This is a genomic window from Psychrobacter communis (genome assembly GCF_014836505.1).
Classification (GTDB): Bacteria; Pseudomonadota; Gammaproteobacteria; order Pseudomonadales; family Moraxellaceae; genus Psychrobacter; species Psychrobacter faecalis.
This window is the reverse complement of the sequence record NZ_JACSQR010000009.1, coordinates 42,817-61,924: the sequence shown is the minus strand read 5'-3', so window position 1 is coordinate 61,924 and position 19,108 is coordinate 42,817. Positions and strand designations below refer to the sequence as shown.

The 19,108-nt window shown below is 45.4% G+C and carries 12 protein-coding genes; 8 read left to right on the top strand and 4 right to left on the bottom strand.

All coding sequences use genetic code 11. The features are described from left to right. The first annotated feature begins 212 nt into the window (after positions 1-212). Entirely contained in the window at positions 213-1,814 is a 1,602-nt protein-coding gene (locus tag H9653_RS05140) for a flavin monoamine oxidase family protein (protein WP_191690944.1), read from the top strand. A 76-nt stretch (positions 1,815-1,890) separates the two neighbouring features. Beyond that, positions 1,891-2,523 carry a c-type cytochrome gene (locus H9653_RS05135; protein ID WP_191690970.1) on the top strand — a complete coding sequence of 211 codons (633 nt, stop codon included), beginning with the start codon at positions 1,891-1,893 and terminating at the stop codon, positions 2,521-2,523. 179 nt (positions 2,524-2,702) lie between these two features. Here the strand turns inward: H9653_RS05135 and H9653_RS05130 are convergent, their stop codons facing one another. The 4 genes from H9653_RS05130 to tolQ form a co-directional block, all read right to left on the bottom strand. Then, entirely contained in the window at positions 2,703-3,995 is a 1,293-nt protein-coding gene (locus H9653_RS05130; RefSeq protein WP_191690942.1) for a PD40 domain-containing protein, read from the bottom strand. Between the two features lie 133 nt (positions 3,996-4,128). Continuing rightward, positions 4,129-5,145 carry a cell envelope integrity protein TolA gene (locus H9653_RS05125; protein WP_191690940.1) on the bottom strand — a complete coding sequence of 339 codons (1,017 nt, stop codon included), beginning with the start codon at positions 5,143-5,145 and terminating at the stop codon, positions 4,129-4,131. Between the two features lie 94 nt (positions 5,146-5,239). Next, the gene (gene tolR / locus H9653_RS05120) at positions 5,240-5,698 is read right to left on the bottom strand and encodes a protein TolR (protein ID WP_068408657.1); all 459 of its coding nucleotides are present in this window, start codon (positions 5,696-5,698) and stop codon (positions 5,240-5,242) included. Beyond that, complete coding sequence (tolQ, locus tag H9653_RS05115) at positions 5,695-6,444, bottom strand: protein TolQ (RefSeq protein ID WP_191690936.1); 750 nt, start codon at positions 6,442-6,444, stop codon at positions 5,695-5,697. The genes tolR and tolQ overlap by 4 nt, the downstream gene beginning before the upstream one ends. A 519-nt stretch (positions 6,445-6,963) precedes the next feature. Between tolQ and H9653_RS05110 the strand changes: the two genes are divergently transcribed. The 6 genes from H9653_RS05110 to xdhC all read left to right on the top strand — a co-directional run bounded on the left by H9653_RS05110 (position 6,964) and on the right by xdhC (position 19,054). Further along, entirely contained in the window at positions 6,964-8,259 is a 1,296-nt protein-coding gene (locus H9653_RS05110; protein WP_191690933.1) for an NCS2 family permease, read from the top strand. A gap of 909 nt (positions 8,260-9,168) precedes the next feature. Beyond that, positions 9,169-12,402 (top strand): bifunctional proline dehydrogenase/L-glutamate gamma-semialdehyde dehydrogenase PutA, encoded by a 3,234-nt coding sequence (putA, locus tag H9653_RS05105; RefSeq protein WP_191690931.1) that lies wholly within the window; start codon positions 9,169-9,171, stop codon positions 12,400-12,402. A gap of 11 nt (positions 12,403-12,413) precedes the next feature. Further along, positions 12,414-13,106 carry a 1-pyrroline-5-carboxylate dehydrogenase gene (locus H9653_RS05100; RefSeq protein ID WP_191690929.1) on the top strand — a complete coding sequence of 231 codons (693 nt, stop codon included), beginning with the start codon at positions 12,414-12,416 and terminating at the stop codon, positions 13,104-13,106. Between the two features lie 705 nt (positions 13,107-13,811). Then, the gene (locus H9653_RS05095; RefSeq protein WP_191690926.1) at positions 13,812-15,458 is read left to right on the top strand and encodes a xanthine dehydrogenase small subunit; all 1,647 of its coding nucleotides are present in this window, start codon (positions 13,812-13,814) and stop codon (positions 15,456-15,458) included. A 40-nt stretch (positions 15,459-15,498) separates the two neighbouring features. Then, entirely contained in the window at positions 15,499-18,069 is a 2,571-nt protein-coding gene (gene xdhB, locus H9653_RS05090) for a xanthine dehydrogenase molybdopterin binding subunit (protein ID WP_191690923.1), read from the top strand. Continuing rightward, complete coding sequence (gene xdhC, locus H9653_RS05085) at positions 18,062-19,054, top strand: xanthine dehydrogenase accessory protein XdhC (protein ID WP_286985048.1); 993 nt, start codon at positions 18,062-18,064, stop codon at positions 19,052-19,054. Before xdhB ends, xdhC begins: the two co-directional genes overlap by 8 nt. The last annotated feature ends 54 nt before the right edge of the window (positions 19,055-19,108 follow it).

Below are 19,108 nucleotides of genomic sequence, written 5' to 3'. Positions count from 1 at the left end.
TTATAAATGATACGCCAATCTCAACTTATCGTAGGTTTTTGATTTTTATAGAATTTAAAATCCTAATTGTTTTAACTGTAATTTTAAAAACTAAGTAAACCAATACCTTAGAAAAATAAGTTGAGAATGGGGTAAATGATATAAGCGTTTATTACTAGAAATAGAACAAGTGCCTACGGTTATGTACGAACGTCTACTTTAAGGATATTATTATGAAAGACATGCTTCAATCACCAACGCGGCGCCAACTGCTCTCGATGATTGGTAAAACAGCGGGCGCGACCGCCATGTATCAGGCGATGACGACGTTAGGATTTGCCTCAGAATCAAGCTTTAAAGAAACGATGGACTTAAAAGGGGCGCCTCCCGGTGCTAGTATCATCGTTTTAGGTGCTGGTCTTGGCGGACTGACCGCGGCGTATGAGCTGCGTAAAGCTGGCTATGACGTCAAAGTGCTCGAGTTTCAAAATCGTGGCGGCGGTCGTAGTTGGACTCTCAATAGTGGCGATAGGTATACTGAGCTTGGCGGCGAAGAAGTTACTTGTGATTTTGAAGAGGGCAACTATTTTAATGGTGGGCCGTGGCGTTTGCCAAGTCATCACTATGCGGTTTTCCATTACTGCAAACAGTTTGGCGTTGAGATGCAGCCCTTTATTCAAACCAATGACCGTGCTTATCTGCACCGTAGTACTCATTTCAATGGTGTGCCGCAGCGCTTAGGTGATGTAAAAAACGATATCCAAGGACATGTAGCAGAATTATTGTCAAAAGCGGTGAATGTTGGCGGTTTGGATCGTTCGGTCAATAAAGAAGATAAAGAAAAACTACTTGAAGGCTTAAAAGGTTGGGGCGTGCTCGATAAAGACTACCGCTACCGCGCCAGCAATGCTACTAGTAAGCATCGTGGTTATAGTGTCCTGCCGGGTGGTGGCTTGATGCCTGATGAAACCTCATCAAAGCCTTTACCGATCAGTGAAATTTTGGATTCGGGCATGTGGGCCGATATTTATGGTAACCATATGACCTATGCGCATCAGCCAACGATGTTTCAGCCTGTCGGCGGTATGGGTAAAATTGGTGATGCCTTCACCCGCGAATGCCGCGATATGATTGAGTTCAATGCCAAAGTGACTAAGATTCATCAAGATGAAAGCGGCGTTACGGTCAATTATGTCGACAGCAACAGTCCAGATGGCGCGACCAAGACCATCCGTGCCGATTGGTGTGTCTGTAATATTCCACTAACTGTCCTGACCCAGCTTGATATCAACGTTTCAAAGCCGATGAAACAAGCGATGGCAGCGGTACCTTATGAGACTTCTTATAAAGTAGGTTTAGAGTTTAATCGCCGCTTTTGGGAAGAAGACGAGTGGATCTATGGTGGTTTGACCTATACGGATATGCCGATAGCCCAAATTGCTTATCCTTCAGAAAATATGTTTAAAGACGGTACTGGGGTATTATTAGGCGCCTATGGTTATGGACCGACCTCATATAAATTTAATACGTTAACCCCGCAAGAGCGTATCAATGTTGCGCTTGCTTATGGTAAGTATATTCACCCGCAGTATCCAAAAGAGTTCCGCGCTGGTACGTCAGTGGTCTGGCATCGCATTCCTTGGACACTGGGTTGTTATGGTATTTGGAATGAGTCGACCCGCCGTCAGCATTATGACACCTTATGCAGTATCGATAACCGTATTGTACTCACAGGCGAGCATTGCTCACACATTCCAGCATGGCAAGAAGGCGCTATTTTATCTGGCATGGATGCCGCCAAGCGCCTACATAAAAAAGCAAAAATGCTGGGTTAATATGAATAACTATAAAAATTCAGAGGCTATCATGGACAATGCAATCGTAAAGAAGGCAATCGTGAATAAAAAAGTCATGAGAGAAATGACCCCTAAACTGCTGACTGTGATGTTGTTGGGTGCGACCGGTAGTGCAGCACTTTTAGGCTGTAGTCAACAATCAGACGATGTACAAACGGTGGCAACTCTACATGAGCAAGACCCCATTGTAACGGACGATTATCAAGCAAGCCGTAATACCGGTAGCTGGGGCGGCGTTTACATGAGTCGTGAGGAGCTTACTGCACCAGCCGTCAATGTCGTTGATCACAGCTCACTTCCTACTATGGACAATGACCCAAGTATTGCTGAGTGGGAAACCAAGTTCGAAGGGACAAATGCCTTTGTGACAACAGATGGCAAAAAACTCTACCATGACTCTTGCGCAGCTTGTCATATGCACAAAGGCGAGGGTGCTTATGGTGCCGGCTATTATCCGCCACTTGCCAATAACAGCAAAATGCAGTCAAAGTATTACATCATTGATATCTTAATTAATGGCTTTCGCGGTATGCCATCGTTCCATAACATGATGAATGATGAGCAGATGGCAGCGGTCACGCAGTACGTGGTCACTGATTTAAATGGTTATACGGATACGGTCACCGCCGCAGATGTTGAACAATTGAGACACGCTGTGCCGCCGGCTAGTGATCCAAGTGATGAATAGGGATGAATAATGCTTTTTATTATTCCAGCTCATAACTTTTAAAAGTGGATTGCTGATATAAGAATCAAGTTATCATTCTTGGTAAAATAAAAAAGCGCCCAATATGTTTATCGAGCGCTTTTTTATTTTTGAGCATTCAGTCCTGTCTAACCTTATTTTACGTAATAAAGATGGCTAAGTTATCTAGGACTAGATGACCAAACTGGGGAGCGGATAGTACCTTGACCAGATTTACCAAATGCATCGCCGCCGTTCAATGACTTAATAGTCAGTACGCCTTTACCGCCCTGCTTTGAAGCAAAAACCACACGCTTACCGTTCGGTGAAAAACTTGGTGCTTCATCGATACCTGTAGCGCCTAAGTTCGCAGTAATGGCGCCGCTACTGTTCATAATGGCAGCTGAACGACCACTTAAAAAGGCGATTTGCGAGCCATCGCTACTAAACTGCGGGCTGGTCGCATAGCCACTATTCGATACTTGCGTGGTACGGCCTGAACCAAACTCATAACGATAAATGCGTGGTTTGTTAAACCCTGCACGGTCACTAACAAAGACAAAAGATTTGCCATCAGGGGCATAACTTGGTTGTACTTCACTGCTTGGCCAATTGGTCAGACGTCGTGGTTGACCGCCACTAGCGCTCATCTCATAAATATCGGCGCTACCCTCAAAGCTACTAGAAAACAATATTTTGCTACCATCGGGCGAAAATGACGGACTAAGATTGCTACCTGGGAATGGCGTCAATGGTGTAGCCCCGCCGCCGCTTACGTTTTGAATATAAATAACAGGGTGAGATTTATCGCGTTGCACTGAATAAGCAATGCGATTGCCATCAGGTGACCAAGTTGGCGAGAAGATAGAGCCTGCCACTTCTGTGATGGTTTTGGCGTTTTCGCCGTCAGCATCCATGACCTTTAAGCGCGAGATTTTCTCTTTGCCGGTGCCGATTTCTTCGATATAAGCAATGCGTCCTGAGAAGTCGCCGGGAATGCCGGTGATCAGCTCATATACTTTGTCCGCAATCACGTGAGCGGCGTAACGCATGCTTTCTTTGTTATTATCAGCGGTTAACGTTTGCTTGCCTTCTAACACGCGTCCGGTTTTAACCTCAATGACTTCATAAACGGTGACCACTTTACCGCGATTGCTGCGCGTGCTACCGATGACAAGGTAAGGAATGCCCATACTTTGCCAAACGGGCAAAGTACCTGCTAACTCGCTACTGCTGTGCGGCTTCTGCGGTAGGTTTTGACTGGTTACTTTTAGCTCAGTTTTGCTCAAATCGTTTAATATAATCGGCGATAAAGTAGAATCGCCCGCAAAGGAGACAAAAGCCACTTGGCTTTGTTGTACCGGAATCTCATAATCCAATTCTAAAACGACAGGCGCCGCCAAGACGCTAGGAGCAAGCAATAAGCTTGAGGTAGTGGCAAGTAAAGAAAGGCATAGTTTTTTATGAATGCGCATAACTAAGTCAAACTCCTAGATAGGAACAATGTTTTTTATAAATACTAAATCAATGATAACGTTAAAATGATATCGCCGCGGGTGCAAGTTGCTTAAGGTAACGTTAGCAATAATATCGTGTATGGGAAACTGCTTAATTACTGCCTTTAAACTGTATGGTAAAAGTGGGATATTTGGGGTCATCAGCATCAATTGGCAAGCTGCCGGTATTGAGCACCGCTTGTTTAGCGGCTTCATTGACCGCGCTATCAGGGCCTGACGCTGAGACATTCACGACAGCGCCACTGGCATTGACTGTGATGGTCAAGGTAGCACGCTGCGTCGAGCCTTTTGCTGCTGTCGGCGGATTATAGTTGCGTTTGATTAAATTGATGATTTCACTATTACTGGTGCCGCGACTACCGCTTGATGCCGAGCGACTGCTACCCTTTGCAGTACTGGAAGTGATGGCGTCACCAGACAGTGTTGATTGTCCATCATCTCCTAAGCTAAGGGTCTGTCCTGCGCTACCTGAGCCGCCCGTATTGATTTCTATATTTTTGTCATTGGCAGTAGGGCGTTTAATCTTAGGCGGATTGTTTTGTTTATTACGAAAATCTCGCAGCCTTTTTTGCTCTTCTATCAGCTGCGCTCTTCTTTCTTGTTCAACCTGATCATGCTCATCTAGTACAGATTCGTCCAACTGCGCTGCCCACTCAGCCATATTGCGCTCATATTCTTGATTTTGCTCAAGTAGGCGCTGGTGTTGCTCTTCGCTCATCAGCATCGGGCGAGGGTTCACCGCCTCGTCAGAACGAGTAAAAACAGGCACGCGCTGTGAAATCGGCTCGTTTGGATTGTCGTAGCTGACGCTGTCATCAAAGCTGGTTTCTGGCATATTAGTTGCTGAGCCACTTGCACCGCTATCGGCTGGCATCGCGCTCGCCGCTGCGGCACGATTGGCCAGTATCTCGCCTTGCATCTCAGCCAATTGCTCAGGAGATATCATCACGGTTTCGATGCTACCTGCGGTCTCGACTTCCATGTTTTGATACGTATAAGCCAGTATGCCAATCACAAGACCGTGTGCCAACAAGCTTAAAAGTGTCGGTAAAGTCAGCCCGTTACCTTCAGGTTCGGTCGGTACATAAACGGTGGGCGCATTACGCATAGTTGGGATACTCAAATACGATATTTATCAAATGAACGACTTTATTATAACCAGCTGAGCCAATCAAAGTTAATCTAAGAGCAGGGTAGACAGATTATAAAGAAGGGGCGGGTAACGGTGCACCTGTCAATAGTCCTACCTTTTGGATGCCTGCTTGTTGCAAAGTTGCCATCAGTGTCATGATAGCGCCGTACTGATTGTTTTTATCAGCGTTAATCATCACTTGTAAAGGCTGAGCGCCAGCATCGGTATTTTGATTTTGTAAGTTGGTTAAGGTATCAATCAGTTCCGGCTCACTAATCGGCAGGTCGATATTGTTCTCATAACTGATAAAAATCTCGCCGCTATCGGTCAAGGAGACAATCACAGGCAGCTGACTTTGACTGATGGTATTGGTTTGCTCTTTTGGCAAATCAACATCGACGCCCGTTATCAGCATTGGCGCGGTGACCATAAATATCACCAGCAGCACGAGCATGACGTCGATATAAGGAACGACGTTCATCTCCGCATTTAGCGCTTTTTTCTCACGGCGATAAGGGCTTTGTTTCATAGACCATTTACCTGAGTACTTTGGCTATTTTGAACGCTTTGATTGGTTTGGCTTACTTGCGTACCCGCTTGCGGAATCTCAATACTGGTCTCGCGCTGTAACATGCCTGTCATCTCGTCACAAAACAGGGCACGAGAGTCGTATAAGCGGCTCGCTTTGGCGGTAAAATGGTTATACGCCAATACCGCAGGGATCGCGGCAAACAAACCCATAGCAGTGGCAATCAAAGCTTCGGCAATACCGGGCGCCACAGTCGCTAAGGTCGCTTGCTCGCTTTGTGACAGTCCCAAAAATGCATTCATAATACCCCAAACGGTACCGAATAAACCGACATAAGGCGCCACCGAACCAATACTTGCCAGCGTCGTTAGCCCCGACTCTAACAATTGCTGCTGACGACCCAATCCAACCCGCAGCTTACGCTCAACGCCGTCAATAATGTCGTCTTTAGGCTGACGTTTTTTATGCATTCTTAGGTATTCAGAGAACCCAACATAAAAAATTTGTTCAAGCCCTTGGCGCTCAGGCGAGCCTTGGACGCCTTGATACAGCTTTGCCAAATCTTCCCCTGACCAAAACCAGGTTTCAAACTGCTGGTCAAAATTTCTGGCGGTACCAAGACGCGCACTCATACGAAAAATAATCACCCAGCTGAGCAATGACGCTAATAACAATAATGCCATCACAATCTGTACCAATAAACTGGCTTGGGTGATTAGGTCGATAATATTTAAGGATTCAGGCATGTAAGCGGCTCATGGATAATGAATAATAGTTAATCTAATAACGGGTTTTATATCAACCCGTTAGTGTACTGCTAAATCACGCAAATATCATTAATAATATGTTAATAGCAGTGCATAAATCGCTCTCAATAAATATATGAAAAAAATAATGACAGCACGAGTATTTTATAATATTGTCCATATGGTCAACTAATTTGCACTCTTATACTAAGAAGATGCGCCATACATTGAAATTTTGAGCGAATTTCACTAGAATGTTATGGTTTGTTGCTGTCATTTTTCATGATGGTTCGTATTTACCAAATTATGTGTGGCTAACGGATTAAAAACATCGTCTCTAACCTTAGTGTATCAGCGTCATTTACAGTCGCAATCTGGAAGCGTCATTTATCGTCGCAATTTGGGTGTATTTTATATGTTTGTTTTAAACGCAGTATCGAGCGTCGCAATTTGGAAGCGACACTTATCAATACAGTTAGATAATGATAATTTACTTACTGCAATTTGGAAGCGACTCTTATGAACGCAATCGAACGCTATTTTGGTATCAATGGTCAAAACACCACGATCAAAACCGAGATTTTAGCCGGTGTAACCACGTTTTTGACGATGGCTTACATTATTTTTGTCAACCCTAACGTCCTTGCTGACGCTGGTATGGATAAAGGTGCGGTGTTTGTCGCTACCTGTCTTGCCGCCGCAGTTGGGTGTTTTATTATGGGGATTTATGCTCGCCTGCCAGTCGCGCTAGCCCCCGGTATGGGACTCAACGCCTTTTTTACGTATGGCGTGGTTTTAGGAATGGGCTACGCGTGGCAAACGGCACTTGGCGCCGTATTTTTGTCCGGTTGTATATTTATATTATTAAGCCTTTTTAAAATTCGTGAATTGATTATCAACTCTATTCCGGACAGTATTAAACAAGGCGTAGTTGCTGGTATCGGTGCATTTTTGGCCTTTATCTCCTTACAAACCGCAGGCGTCATCGTCAATAATGATGCGACGTTAGTGGGACTGGGCGATATGACCGCGTTCTCACCTGCGATGGCGGCATTGGGCTTTATTGTTATCGTTGGCTTGTCGCATAAAAAAATACCCGGCGCGGTAACGATAGGGATTTTATTGGTAGCGCTTATCAGCTTAATTACTGGTAACACACAATTCACTGGCATTATATCGGCACCGCCACCGATAGCGCCAACGCTGATGCAGCTTGATATTGCTGGCGCATTTGACGTAGCGATGATTAGTGTTATTTTTGCCTTTTTATTCGTCGATTTATTCGATACCGCCGGTACCTTGATTGCAACGACCAGTCAAGCAGGCTTAATTGGTAAGGATGGCAAAATACCTAATATGGGCAAAGCGCTACTGGCAGATTCGAGCGCCACGGTTGCGGGTACGCTACTAGGTACCTCATCGACCACCAGCTTTGTTGAGAGTGTGTCAGGTATTGCAGCCGGAGGACGTACTGGATTAGTCGCTGTGACGGTCGGGGTGCTATTCTTATTAAGTATGTTTTTTGCTCCACTTGCTGGTATGATTCCAGGCTATGCAACAGCAGGCGCTATTTTTTATGTCGCTGTACTGATGATGGGTACTCTAAAAGATGTTGATTGGTTAGATCTAACAGAGGCGGCGCCCGTTGTCGTTGTGTTGTTGTTTACACCATTAACCTACTCAATCGCTGATGGTATCGCGCTTGGATTTATTACCTTTGCTGCTATTAAAGTCGTCGCCGGTAAGTTCTCTGACGTGAGCATTCCCGTTTGGATATTAACGGCCGTGTTACTTGCGAAGATTGTGTTTATCTAAGATTGCAATTTAAATTACAGTCATTTTCAGTCATTTGATAAATGCTCAGCTTTGCTCATTAAACCCTTCTTATTTTAAATGAGAAGGGTTTTTTATGCGAAAAGAAAAATACTATAAACAGCTATATTCAGCACGAAATAAAATGATTACGTTATTAATTCGCTCATACTCTGTATGGGTTTAAATTAAATGGATGAGATAAATAAAGACAAGTCATTGATTCAGAAACGATTAATTGGCTATAGTAAACATAAATTTATAACTAAAGCGTCACTTCTGGTAAGAAGTTAATAACCATTTGTTTTTAAACAGTATTTTGTTTGGTTAAAATAGGTAAATTCGTTAGTTGGAAATTTTTTTTCATGCTACTATGTCGAGGTTAAGCGCATCACCTCAATCAACGCCGTAGAGGTTTTTCTTACAGTGAATTAGTATTCTATAAGATGACAGATAAGTGTTTATTAGGCTTTAAGTTTCCATAAAACTCAGATGTTATAAATGTTAGATTTTATGAACGTAAACCTCTATGAAACGTCACTTGTCTTTGAGCATCACCTCCTTTCACTACTAACAAGAAGAAGGCACTAATGCCGCTTAGCTGTTTGTTGTTGCCTTTATATTGTTAACGTAGCCCGTTTAACACTAAAACGACCTACTTGACCGTTTCCAGCCTATGCTGGATTTTCTCGTTTTATAATGGCGCTGTTTGGTCTTTTGTATATTGCTAATTGGCTTATTTCTATAGTTGTTATTATTTATCCACTATTCGATATCAAAGATGTTTGTTATCAAGAATAGTAGGGATGAAATTTTAAGAATGTTTGACAATAATTGCCGCTATATCTTTAGCAATCAAAGCTCCCACCGCACCATTTATTATGGTTTTTAAACGATAGTTATGGAGTTGTTATGAACCCAGTAGACCAATTTACCCCGCAAGAGCCGATTTTATTTAATCCGCTCGATATATTAAAGCCCGCTTATCTCGGTCAATCGTCGAACGAGCTGTTCTCCCGTATTTCACCTTTATATAGTGTGGACGAGGAGCGCTGGTTGACGGACTTGTTGCCGCTCGCCAAACCAACGGATGCCGAGCGTGAAGGGGCTGCTACGCAAACTCGTCAATTGGTCGAGCATGTGCGTAATGATGGCAAAGCCGTAAAAATGGTTGATTCATTATTGCTTGAATATAGCCTTGATACCCAAGAAGGTATCTTGCTCATGAGTTTGGCAGAAGCCTTGATTCGGGTGCCAGACAATTACACCGCTGATGCGCTTATCCACGATAAAATGAGCGTCGCTGACTGGAAAAAACACATCAAAAATGACAATGGTTTTATGGTCAATGCCTCGACGTGGGGCATGATGATGACGGGCCGCGTTGTCAGTATTGATCGTGATACTACCGCTGCTGGGTTTTTGGACCGTATGACCAAAAAAATGGGCGAGCCGGTCATTCGCAGCGCCATGCAAAAAGCCATGCGCATTATGGGACATCAGTTTGTGCTTGGCGAAACCATTGAGGGCGCCAACAAAAACAGCCAGCCTTATCGTAATAAAGGCTATACCTATTCGTTTGATATGCTAGGTGAGGCGGCGATTACCCATAAAGATGCGGAAAAATACTTTAACGATTACCTGCATGCGATTAAAGCGACGGCCAGCATCAAGGTAAAAGAAGGTATGCCAAAGCCGTCAGTGTCTATTAAGCTATCAGCATTGCACCCGCGTTATGAAGCGACGCAAGAAGCGCAAGTGATGGGACTATTGCGTCAGCGTTGCTTGTTATTGATTGAAGCGGCTCGTGAGGTCAATGTCGATATCAGTATCGATGCCGAAGAAGCAGACCGGCTTGAGATTTCTTTAAAGCTGTTTGAGTCTCTTTACCGTGATAATTTAACCGCCGGTTGGGATGGCTTAGGGTTGGTGGTACAAGGTTACTCTAAACGTGCGATTGCCGTTCTGACGTGGCTTGCGCGTTTGGCAACTGAAGTCGGTGACCGTATTCCGGTGCGTTTGGTAAAAGGCGCATACTGGGATACTGAAATCAAACTGGCGCAGCAAAAGGGACTGTCCGGCTATCCGGTCTGGACCCGTAAAGAAGGCACGGACACCGCTTATCTTGCCTGTGCGCGCTTCTTATTGTCAGAGCATTTGCGCGGTTTGATTTGGCCACAGTTTGCTACCCATAATGCGCACACGCTTGCTTCAGTGATGACTATGAGCGCGCACCGAGAGTTTGAGTTTCAGCGTCTTCATGGCATGGGTGATGCACTTTATGACCATATTCTGCAAGCTTATAAAATCCCTGTTCGTATCTATGCACCCGTTGGCGCTCATAAAGACTTGCTACCGTACTTGGTACGCCGTTTACTAGAAAACGGTGCCAATAGCTCGTTTGTGCATCAGTTATTAGATAAGTCTTATCCGATTGATAAGCTAACGGTACACCCGTACGATAAGTTATTGACCAATGCTACTTTGCATAATCCTGATATTCCGTTGCCGCTAGATATCTATGGCGCGCGCCGAGCCAGCTTTGGCCCTAATATCTTTGTAGAGTCGCAGTGGCTACTATTCAAAGCCGCTATCGATAGCCATTTGCATAAAACCTGGTCGGCAACTTCTATTATTAACGGCAACGCAGTTGATGCACATAAAGTCGATGGCAATTCTGAAAAACTTGAGTCGCAGACCGTACGTGCGCCTTGGAATCATGAAGTCATCGCAGGTAAAGTCACCTACGCCAATGCTGATATTGCGCAGCAAGCCATTGATGCTGCCATTGCAGGTCAAAGCGTATGGCAAGCCGTACCTGCGGCAAAGCGCGCTGCTATTTTGCGCAAAGTAGCGGACTTGTATGAAGAAAACTATGCTGAATTGATGGCGCTTTGCCAAATCGAAGCGGGTAAAACCATGCAAGACGGCATTGATGAAATCAAAGAAGCGGTTGATTTTTGCCGTTTTTATGCCGATGAAGCAGAACGTCTCGACGCCAAGGTTTATGAGTTTACCGACTTAGCAGGCAAGCAATCACGTCAAGTGTATAAGCCGCGCGGCACCTTTGTTTGTATCAGCCCGTGGAATTTTCCCTTGGCAATTTATACTGGTCAAATCATGGCGGCACTTGCCGCAGGTAATACTGTGGTTGCTAAGCCTGCCGAGCAAACCAGCTTGATCGCGCATTTTGCTGTGCAGCTGATGTATCAAGCTGGCGTGCCGGAAGACGCTTTGCAGTTTGTCGTTGGCGCTGGCGAAGTTGGCGGCACATTGACCGCTGCCGATAATATTGCAGGCGTTATTTTTACCGGTTCAACCCAAACGGCGCAGCGTATCAATCAGAGCCTGCATCAGCAAGTCAGTGGTGAGTTGCCAGTATTGATAGCCGAAACCGGCGGTCAAAACGCCATGGTTGTCGATTCAACCGCATTGCCCGAGCAAGTGGTTAAAGATGCGGTATTATCTGCCTTTGGTTCGGCAGGTCAGCGCTGTTCTGCGTGCCGTATCTTATGTGTGCAAGAAGAAGTAGCGGACAATTTAATCGAGCTGTTACAAGGAACGATGGCTGAATTGGTCGTCGGCAACCCATTGTATGCGGCAACCGATGTCGGTCCAGTGATTGATGCCGACGCCAAGCAAAGTCTGGACGCGCATATTGAACGTATGGCAGCTGAACCAACGGCGACGATCTTGGCGCAGACGCCGATGAGCGCAAGCTCAGTGGTTAGCGAAGAGCGCTCTACCTTTGTCTTGCCAACCGCGATTGAGGTAAAAAGTATCGATGTGATTGGCGGCGAGCACTTCGGTCCGATATTGCATGTGCTACGTTATCAAGCGCGTGATTTAAATAAGCTTATTGATGCGATTAATAGCACGGGTTTTGGTTTGACTTTAGGTATCCACAGCCGTATTGAAAACATTGCTGAGCATATCGAGCGCCGTGCCTTTGTCGGCAACACTTACATTAACCGCAACCAAATCGGTGCCGTCGTTAACGTGCAGCCGTTTGGTGGTTGTGGTCTGTCTGGTACGGGTCCAAAAGCTGGCGGGCCGCATTACGTCGCTCGTCTGATGCAGCTGTGTACTGAGTCGAACACGGCGGTAGAAAATAATAGCACTGAAACCCAAACCCAAATCGCATAAGGAGTAGCAAGATGGCGAATGAATTTAAAAAGAATCATGCCCAAGTTTGTGAAGCTTGGCGGTTATTAAGCGCAGTAGAAAGAGCAACTTATCTGCAAGCGGCTGTTGCTAAATTGGCTTTGCTTACTGGTGACGCCAATAAAGCCCAGCGTTTATTTGCCCATTTATTAAATGCTGCGCCGATGCTCGATGACGTGCAGCGTATGACGGGCGCAACAGGTGAGTCCAATGATTTGTACGTGACTGCTCGCGGCAAAACCATGGTTATCGGCGGCGAATCTGCTCGCGCGATGGCGGTACTTGGGCAATTGGTTGCAGCTTTACTGACTGGCAACGAGGTGATACTGCATTGTCCAAGTCAGAGCGAGATGTGTGTTGAAGCGGCAAAAATATTGCATGACACTGGCATCAGCGATGATGTCTTAAGCGTTGCCAATGATTCGCAAACCATTACACTGCTATATATCGATCGATTGGCGCAAGTTGCGGTCGCAGGCAACCAAAGCGAAGTGCAAGCCATCAGCCAAGAGCTTGCTAAGACCGATGGTATCTTGACGCAGGTCATTGCGGTCACTGATATGGAGGGGATGTCAGAGATGCTAACGCCCGATTATCTGTACCGCTTTGTCACTGAGCGGGTGAGGACCATTAATACCACAGCGATTGGCGGTAATGCCAGCTTGCTCGAGCTTGGCACCGAGTAAGTGCTGTAAAGCTAAATAAAAAAACTAGGATTGTATAAGCGGCGGTCAGTAGCCATTTTCCAAGCAATTTGGGAAATGATTACTGACCGTTTTTTTATTGTTTTATGAAAAATTAAGGATAAAATTAATCAGAAAGGTTAGCTAAAAATATATAGTATTAAAAAGTTTTTGAATTATTAAACAAAATAATGTGCTTTTTTGAGTTGTAAGTTAAATAAAGTTAGTGCTAGTATAAGTTAACCGTTTAGTCAGCATTTATTCATTGAATGCTAATAGACAGCTTCAACACGGAATGTTGAGGTACTTTAAGCTAAAAAGGAGTGTGACCCATGCTTATATTCTCCGTTTTTTCGATAGGGTAGTTAGCTTTACCTTTACCTATACCCGACCTTTATGACCGCTTTTTAATTGACGCATAGATGATTGGTGAATTAAAAAGTTCAAACCGCAAACCGATTAAGCCTGAGCAAGTCAGTAGTCAGATAGGCAGTCAGCTTATTCAATACCCGTATAACTATCAGTATTGATGTAGGTATGATGATCGTCATCGTATAAACTTTATTAACATGATAATTGAATACTACCTTAGGGCGGTGTCGTAATCACGCCTAACCTTTGCAGATATTGATTGTTAACATTTTATATTCGATTTCAGATAAAACTATAGTTTTTATCTGCCTTTTATTCTGACAGCCGAGCGTTGCTATGATTCGTTTTTATTTGAACGGTCAGTACAAACAAGTCACTGATCTAAACCCGAACACCACCGTTCTTGAGTATCTACGCCTGCATGAAAAGCAAACCGATACCAAGGAAGGCTGCGCGAGTGGCGACTGCGGCGCGTGTACCATCATGGCGCAGCGCTTGCCTGCTCATGACGCAGACCAATCTACGCAAGCACCTTTTTATACCCTTAATGCTTGTATCACGCTACTGTCATTGATGGATGGTCATCATCTGATGACCGCCGCTTATATCGCAGATAATCCTACCAATCACCCAGATCGCGCCTTATTGCACCCAGCTCAGCAAGCCATGGTCGATTGTCATGGCTCGCAGTGCGGCTTTTGTACGCCTGGATTTGTCATGACGCTGGCAAGTACTTATGAAAACCATCGTCTGCAACTGGCAGCAGGACTGGCATCGGACGATCTTAGTTACGATGATATTGTCGCTGCTATATCAGGAAATCTGTGCCGCTGTACCGGTTATCGTCCTATTATCGATGCAGGTTTAGCGATGGGTAAGATTGGCAAGCAGCGCGATGTTGAGCAAATCATTGCTAAAGATTTAACGATAAAGCTGGCAACCGATGCGATGGCAAACGGTAAAAACGCTGCTACAAATACCAGTAAAACTATCACGCCTGCACTCACTAAAGCATCACGCAAACTTTTTATTCCGCAGTCCATTGACGAGCTTAATCAGGTGTTAGCCGCGTATCCAAACGCAACCATTTGGGCAGGTGGTACTGATTTAGGGTTAAGTGTGACCCAGCACTTGGTCGATCATGAGGTAATTGTGCAGCTATCAGCGGTTGAGGCGCTAAAAACTTGGTCGCTACAAGATTTACATCAACATACTGATGAGAAATCCGGCGTTAATGCGGATAAGGTTAATAATGAAATAGCGGCAGCCCCATTTTTAGTATTGGGCGCGGGCATGAGTTATCAGCAACTGCTGCCTGTCCTTGAAGAGTATTTTCCAAGTTTTGCGCATTTATTTGAACGCATTGCCTCGCCGCAAATTCGCAATATGGGCACCATTGGCGGTAATGTCGCTAATGCTTCGCCGATTGGCGATTTGCCGCCGGTTTTATTGGCATTAGATGCACAAATTCATTTGCGTCATTGCGCAGCTATCGAGGGCAGTGAGGCTGATAAAAATGGTTATATTGATGAGATTATACCTTTGCAGGCATTTTTCTTAGATTATAAAAAGACCAAACTGCGCGCTGGCAGTTATATCGTCGCGCTGCATATTCCACTGTTACAAGACCATCAGCATTTATATGTTCATAAGGTAAGTAAGCGTTATGAAGACGATATCTCTGCTTGCTTATTGGCAGCTAGAATCGATTTGTCAGCAGATGGGTTAACGATTAAGGATGCAAAATTCGGTCTTGGCGGTATGGCGGCGATTCCTTTATTGGCGACAAATTGTCAGGAAATGCTGGTTGGGCAATCTGTTGAGGTTGCCAGTTTTGAGGCGGCAGCGCAAAAGTTGGCGTTAGATGTCTCGCCCATGACGGACATTAGAGCCAGTCGCGAGTATCGTATGCATGTCGTGCAGCGCTTAATGATTAAATGCGGTAAGCAATTGGTCGCGGATATACAACCTGCGAGCGCTTAACGTTTATCGCCATTTGTAAAGAATACAAGGAAGAGACACTATGAGCCATCATTCTTCACTATTTGACAGTTATAGTATACGCCGACAGCGCCCGCCAAAAAATAAAATCGGTACGGGAGTTAAGCATGACAGTGCTATCAGCCATGTGATGGGAACGGCCACCTACGTCGATGACATGCTAAAACCGCAAAGCACCCTGCATTTAGCGATTGGTAAAAGCACTAACGCCCATGCCCGTATCTTACATATGGATTTGAGTGCAGTATGGGCGGCCGATGGGGTGGTCGATGTCATTACGTTTCAGGATTTGCCTGCTAAGACTGATATCGGACCGGTATTTGATGGCGATCCATTAATGGTAGATAAAATCACCGAATACGTCGGTCAAACCTTATTTGCTGTGGTCGCAACCAGTCACCGTGCCGCCAAAAAGGCAGTGCTGAATGCGCTGATAGAATATGAGCCATTAGCAGCCATTTTGACTATCGATGACGCCTTAGAGCAAGAGCAGTTTGTACGGCCGAGCCACTTTATGCAGCGCGGTGATACGCAAGCTGAGCTAAAATCAGCACCGACGCGTATTGCAGGGCATATTCATATGCTTGGGCAAGAGCATTTTTATCTTGAGGGGCAAGTATCATACGTTGTGCCTTGTGATGATGGCGGTCTTGAAGTTTATACGTCGTCGCAGCATCCAAGCGAAGTGCAGCAACTGGTCGCTGAAGTAGTCGATTTACCCTTTCATGCGGTGACTACCATTGTCCGTAGAATGGGCGGCGGCTTTGGCGGTAAAGAAACGCAAGCTGCGGCGTGGGCGTGTCTGTGCGCTATCGTGGCTAAGCGCCAAAATATGCCAGTCAGTATGCGCTTAGATCGACAAGATGACATGGTGGTGACTGGTAAACGGCACGAGTTTTCCAATCGCTATGAGGTCGGCGTCAATGAAGACGGACAGATACTTGGCGTCGATATGCAGCTAGCAGGACTATGTGGCTATTCGCCTGATTTGTCCGATGCTATTGTCGATCGGGCGATGTTTCATTGTGATAATGCTTACTATTATCCGGCCGCGCAGATAGCAGGTCACCGCTGCAAGACCCATACGGTATCTAACACTGCTTATCGCGGTTTTGGTGGGCCACAAGGTTTGCTAACCGCTGAATATATGATGGATCACATTGCTTATACGTTAGGTAGAGATCCGTTGCAGGTACGTCTAGCAAACTTATATCAAAACGGTCAAAGCACCCATTACGGTCAGCCGATTGAGCATTTTGATTTGGGGACTATCATGCGGACGCTCGCACAGGATAGCGATTACGATAAGCGCCGTCAGCAAATTATCGAAGCAAATAAAAAGGCTGAAGCTGAAGGCAATGATAAACGCTGGGGTCTAGCGTTAACGCCAGTGAAATTCGGTATCTCATTTACCGTGCAAACCCTCAATCAAGCTGGCGCTTTGGTACTTATTTATACCGATGGCACGATTCAAGTCAATCATGGCGGCACCGAGATGGGTCAAGGGTTATATATTAAAATTGCCCAAATCGTTGCTAATGAATTTGATGTCGATTTAGATACGGTAAAAGCCACTGCTACTCGCACCGATAAAGTGCCAAATACCTCGCCGACGGCTGCCTCATCGGGTACGGATATGAATGGTAAAGCGGCGCAAAATGCCTGTATCACCATTAAAAATCGTTTGCTTGAGTTTGCTGCCGAGCATTTTCAAGTCAATGCCGAAGATGTCCGTTTTGAGCGCAATCACGTTTATATCGGTGCTAAAGAGGTGCTTACGTTTGCAGATTTTGTCTTGCTCGCTTACCAGCACCGTATTAGCTTGTCTTCGACTGGCTATTACAAAACGCCCAAGATATTTTATGACCGCTCAAAAGCGTGGGGTCGACCATTTTTTTACTTTGCCTTGGGCGCTGCCTGCGCAGAAGTTGAGATTGACACTTTAACAGGAGAGTACAAAGTGCTGCGCTGCGATATCTTGCACGATGTCGGACAATCGATTAATCCTGCAGTTGATATTGGTCAGATTGAAGGAGGCTTTGTGCAAGGTATGGGCTGGCTGACCACTGAGGAGCTTATTTGGGATAAAAAAGGCAAGCTTGCTTCTAACAGCCCCGCTAATTATAAAATTCCTACGGCACATGATTTGCCTAAACAATGGCGCGTCAAACTGTTTGATCGTAAAAATGAAGAGCAGACCATTTATAATTCTAAAGCCGTTGGTGAGCCACCGTTTATGTTAGCAGCGAGCGTTTGGTGTGCGATTAATAATGCCATCGCAAGCTTGGGTAATTATAAGAAAAATCCAGAGCTGACTATGCCAGCGACGCCAGAGGCCGTACTAAAAGCCGTTATGCGTCTACAAGGTCAAGCGTGGGAAATCGCTTCTAAACCAGATACCGAAACTATTGAAAGCTTAACGCCAGCTGACGATGACTGCGGCATTGATGACGATCGCGTATTGCCGCAGCAAGTACCGCATGCGACAGACACGACACCGCCTGCGTCTGAAGGTCAATTGTTTGATGAAGAGCCTGAGGCGATAGAAAACCCCAACGTCTCAACGGCTCGTGGACCTGCGCACAGTGAATAAGTCACTTATCACGCCAATGCCACCAACGAAATGGTATGAGGGACTGGCGCAATATCAGCAGCAGGGGGTTGCCCATGTTTTAGCGACGGTCGTTGCCGTCAATGGTTCGGCACCTCGCGAACTACAGTCTAAAATGATTGTCACGCTCGATGACTGCTGCGATACGCTGGGCGGTGGGAGTTTAGAGCATGATGTAACGCTAACAGCGCGGCAACTATTAAATGGCGAGCTTGAGCCAAATAATTCGAAAGCTTCCTCTCAACCATTAAAAGCAGGCAGGTCTACAAAAGCACAAGCGGTACGCCGTGAAGCAGTCTACAGCAAACATTATCCATTGGGCGCTAAGTTAGCACAGTGCTGCGGTGGTAGCGTGACGGTGATGTTTGAATGCTTTCATTTGACACCGCCGATGTCGCTATTGGTCTTTGGTGGCGGCCACGTAGCTACCGCATTAATGAGTATACTGGCTGAGCTGCCATGTCAAGTCGATTGGATAGACAGTCGCTCTGAGATGTTTGAGCGTTATTTGAGCGCTGAATCTGGCACAGCGGACGGACAGGCAAATGACCAATTACCAGCGCATATTCGTGTGCATATTGACGACGATCCGGTTGACTTTATTCGCCCATTTTTGACCAATGGCGCTCGCAGACTATCTACAAATAAAGGTACGCAATATTTTATTTTAGTCATGACTCATGATCACAGTCTTGATTTTGACTTGGTGCGCGCGGCTTTAGATTGTTTGCTAGCTACTGATTCAAAGACTGCATTAAAGGAAAGCAGTGCGCGGCCTTATGTCGGCTGTATCAGCTCGGCAACCAAAGCCAAGCGCTTTAAAGAAAAGTTGCTACAGCGCGGTTATAGCGAAAAAGTCGTTGATAAGGTAACGATGCCAATTGGCCTTGAGATTGGCGGTAAAGAACCAATGGCCGTTGCGGTATCTATCGCCAGTCAAATTTTGCAGCTGTATCATCAAGCATAAATATTATTTCTAATTAACATTTATCAGTAAAACTTTATTGCCTTTTACTCTATT

What these genes read in the sequence shown, in the direction of transcription:
- H9653_RS05140 (WP_191690944.1), top strand. Translation starts at nt 213, where the DNA reads ATGAAAGACATGCTTCAATCACCAACGCGGCGCCAACTGCTCTCGATG.
- H9653_RS05135 (WP_191690970.1), top strand. Translation starts at nt 1,891, where the DNA reads ATGAGAGAAATGACCCCTAAACTGCTGACTGTGATGTTGTTGGGTGCG.
- H9653_RS05130 (WP_191690942.1), bottom strand. Translation starts at nt 3,995, where the DNA reads ATGCGCATTCATAAAAAACTATGCCTTTCTTTACTTGCCACTACCTCA.
- H9653_RS05125 (WP_191690940.1), bottom strand. Translation starts at nt 5,145, where the DNA reads ATGCGTAATGCGCCCACCGTTTATGTACCGACCGAACCTGAAGGTAAC.
- tolR (WP_068408657.1), bottom strand. Translation starts at nt 5,698, where the DNA reads ATGAAACAAAGCCCTTATCGCCGTGAGAAAAAAGCGCTAAATGCGGAG.
- tolQ (WP_191690936.1), bottom strand. Translation starts at nt 6,444, where the DNA reads ATGCCTGAATCCTTAAATATTATCGACCTAATCACCCAAGCCAGTTTA.
- H9653_RS05110 (WP_191690933.1), top strand. Translation starts at nt 6,964, where the DNA reads ATGAACGCAATCGAACGCTATTTTGGTATCAATGGTCAAAACACCACG.
- putA (WP_191690931.1), top strand. Translation starts at nt 9,169, where the DNA reads ATGAACCCAGTAGACCAATTTACCCCGCAAGAGCCGATTTTATTTAAT.
- H9653_RS05100 (WP_191690929.1), top strand. Translation starts at nt 12,414, where the DNA reads ATGGCGAATGAATTTAAAAAGAATCATGCCCAAGTTTGTGAAGCTTGG.
- H9653_RS05095 (WP_191690926.1), top strand. Translation starts at nt 13,812, where the DNA reads ATGATTCGTTTTTATTTGAACGGTCAGTACAAACAAGTCACTGATCTA.
- xdhB (WP_191690923.1), top strand. Translation starts at nt 15,499, where the DNA reads ATGAGCCATCATTCTTCACTATTTGACAGTTATAGTATACGCCGACAG.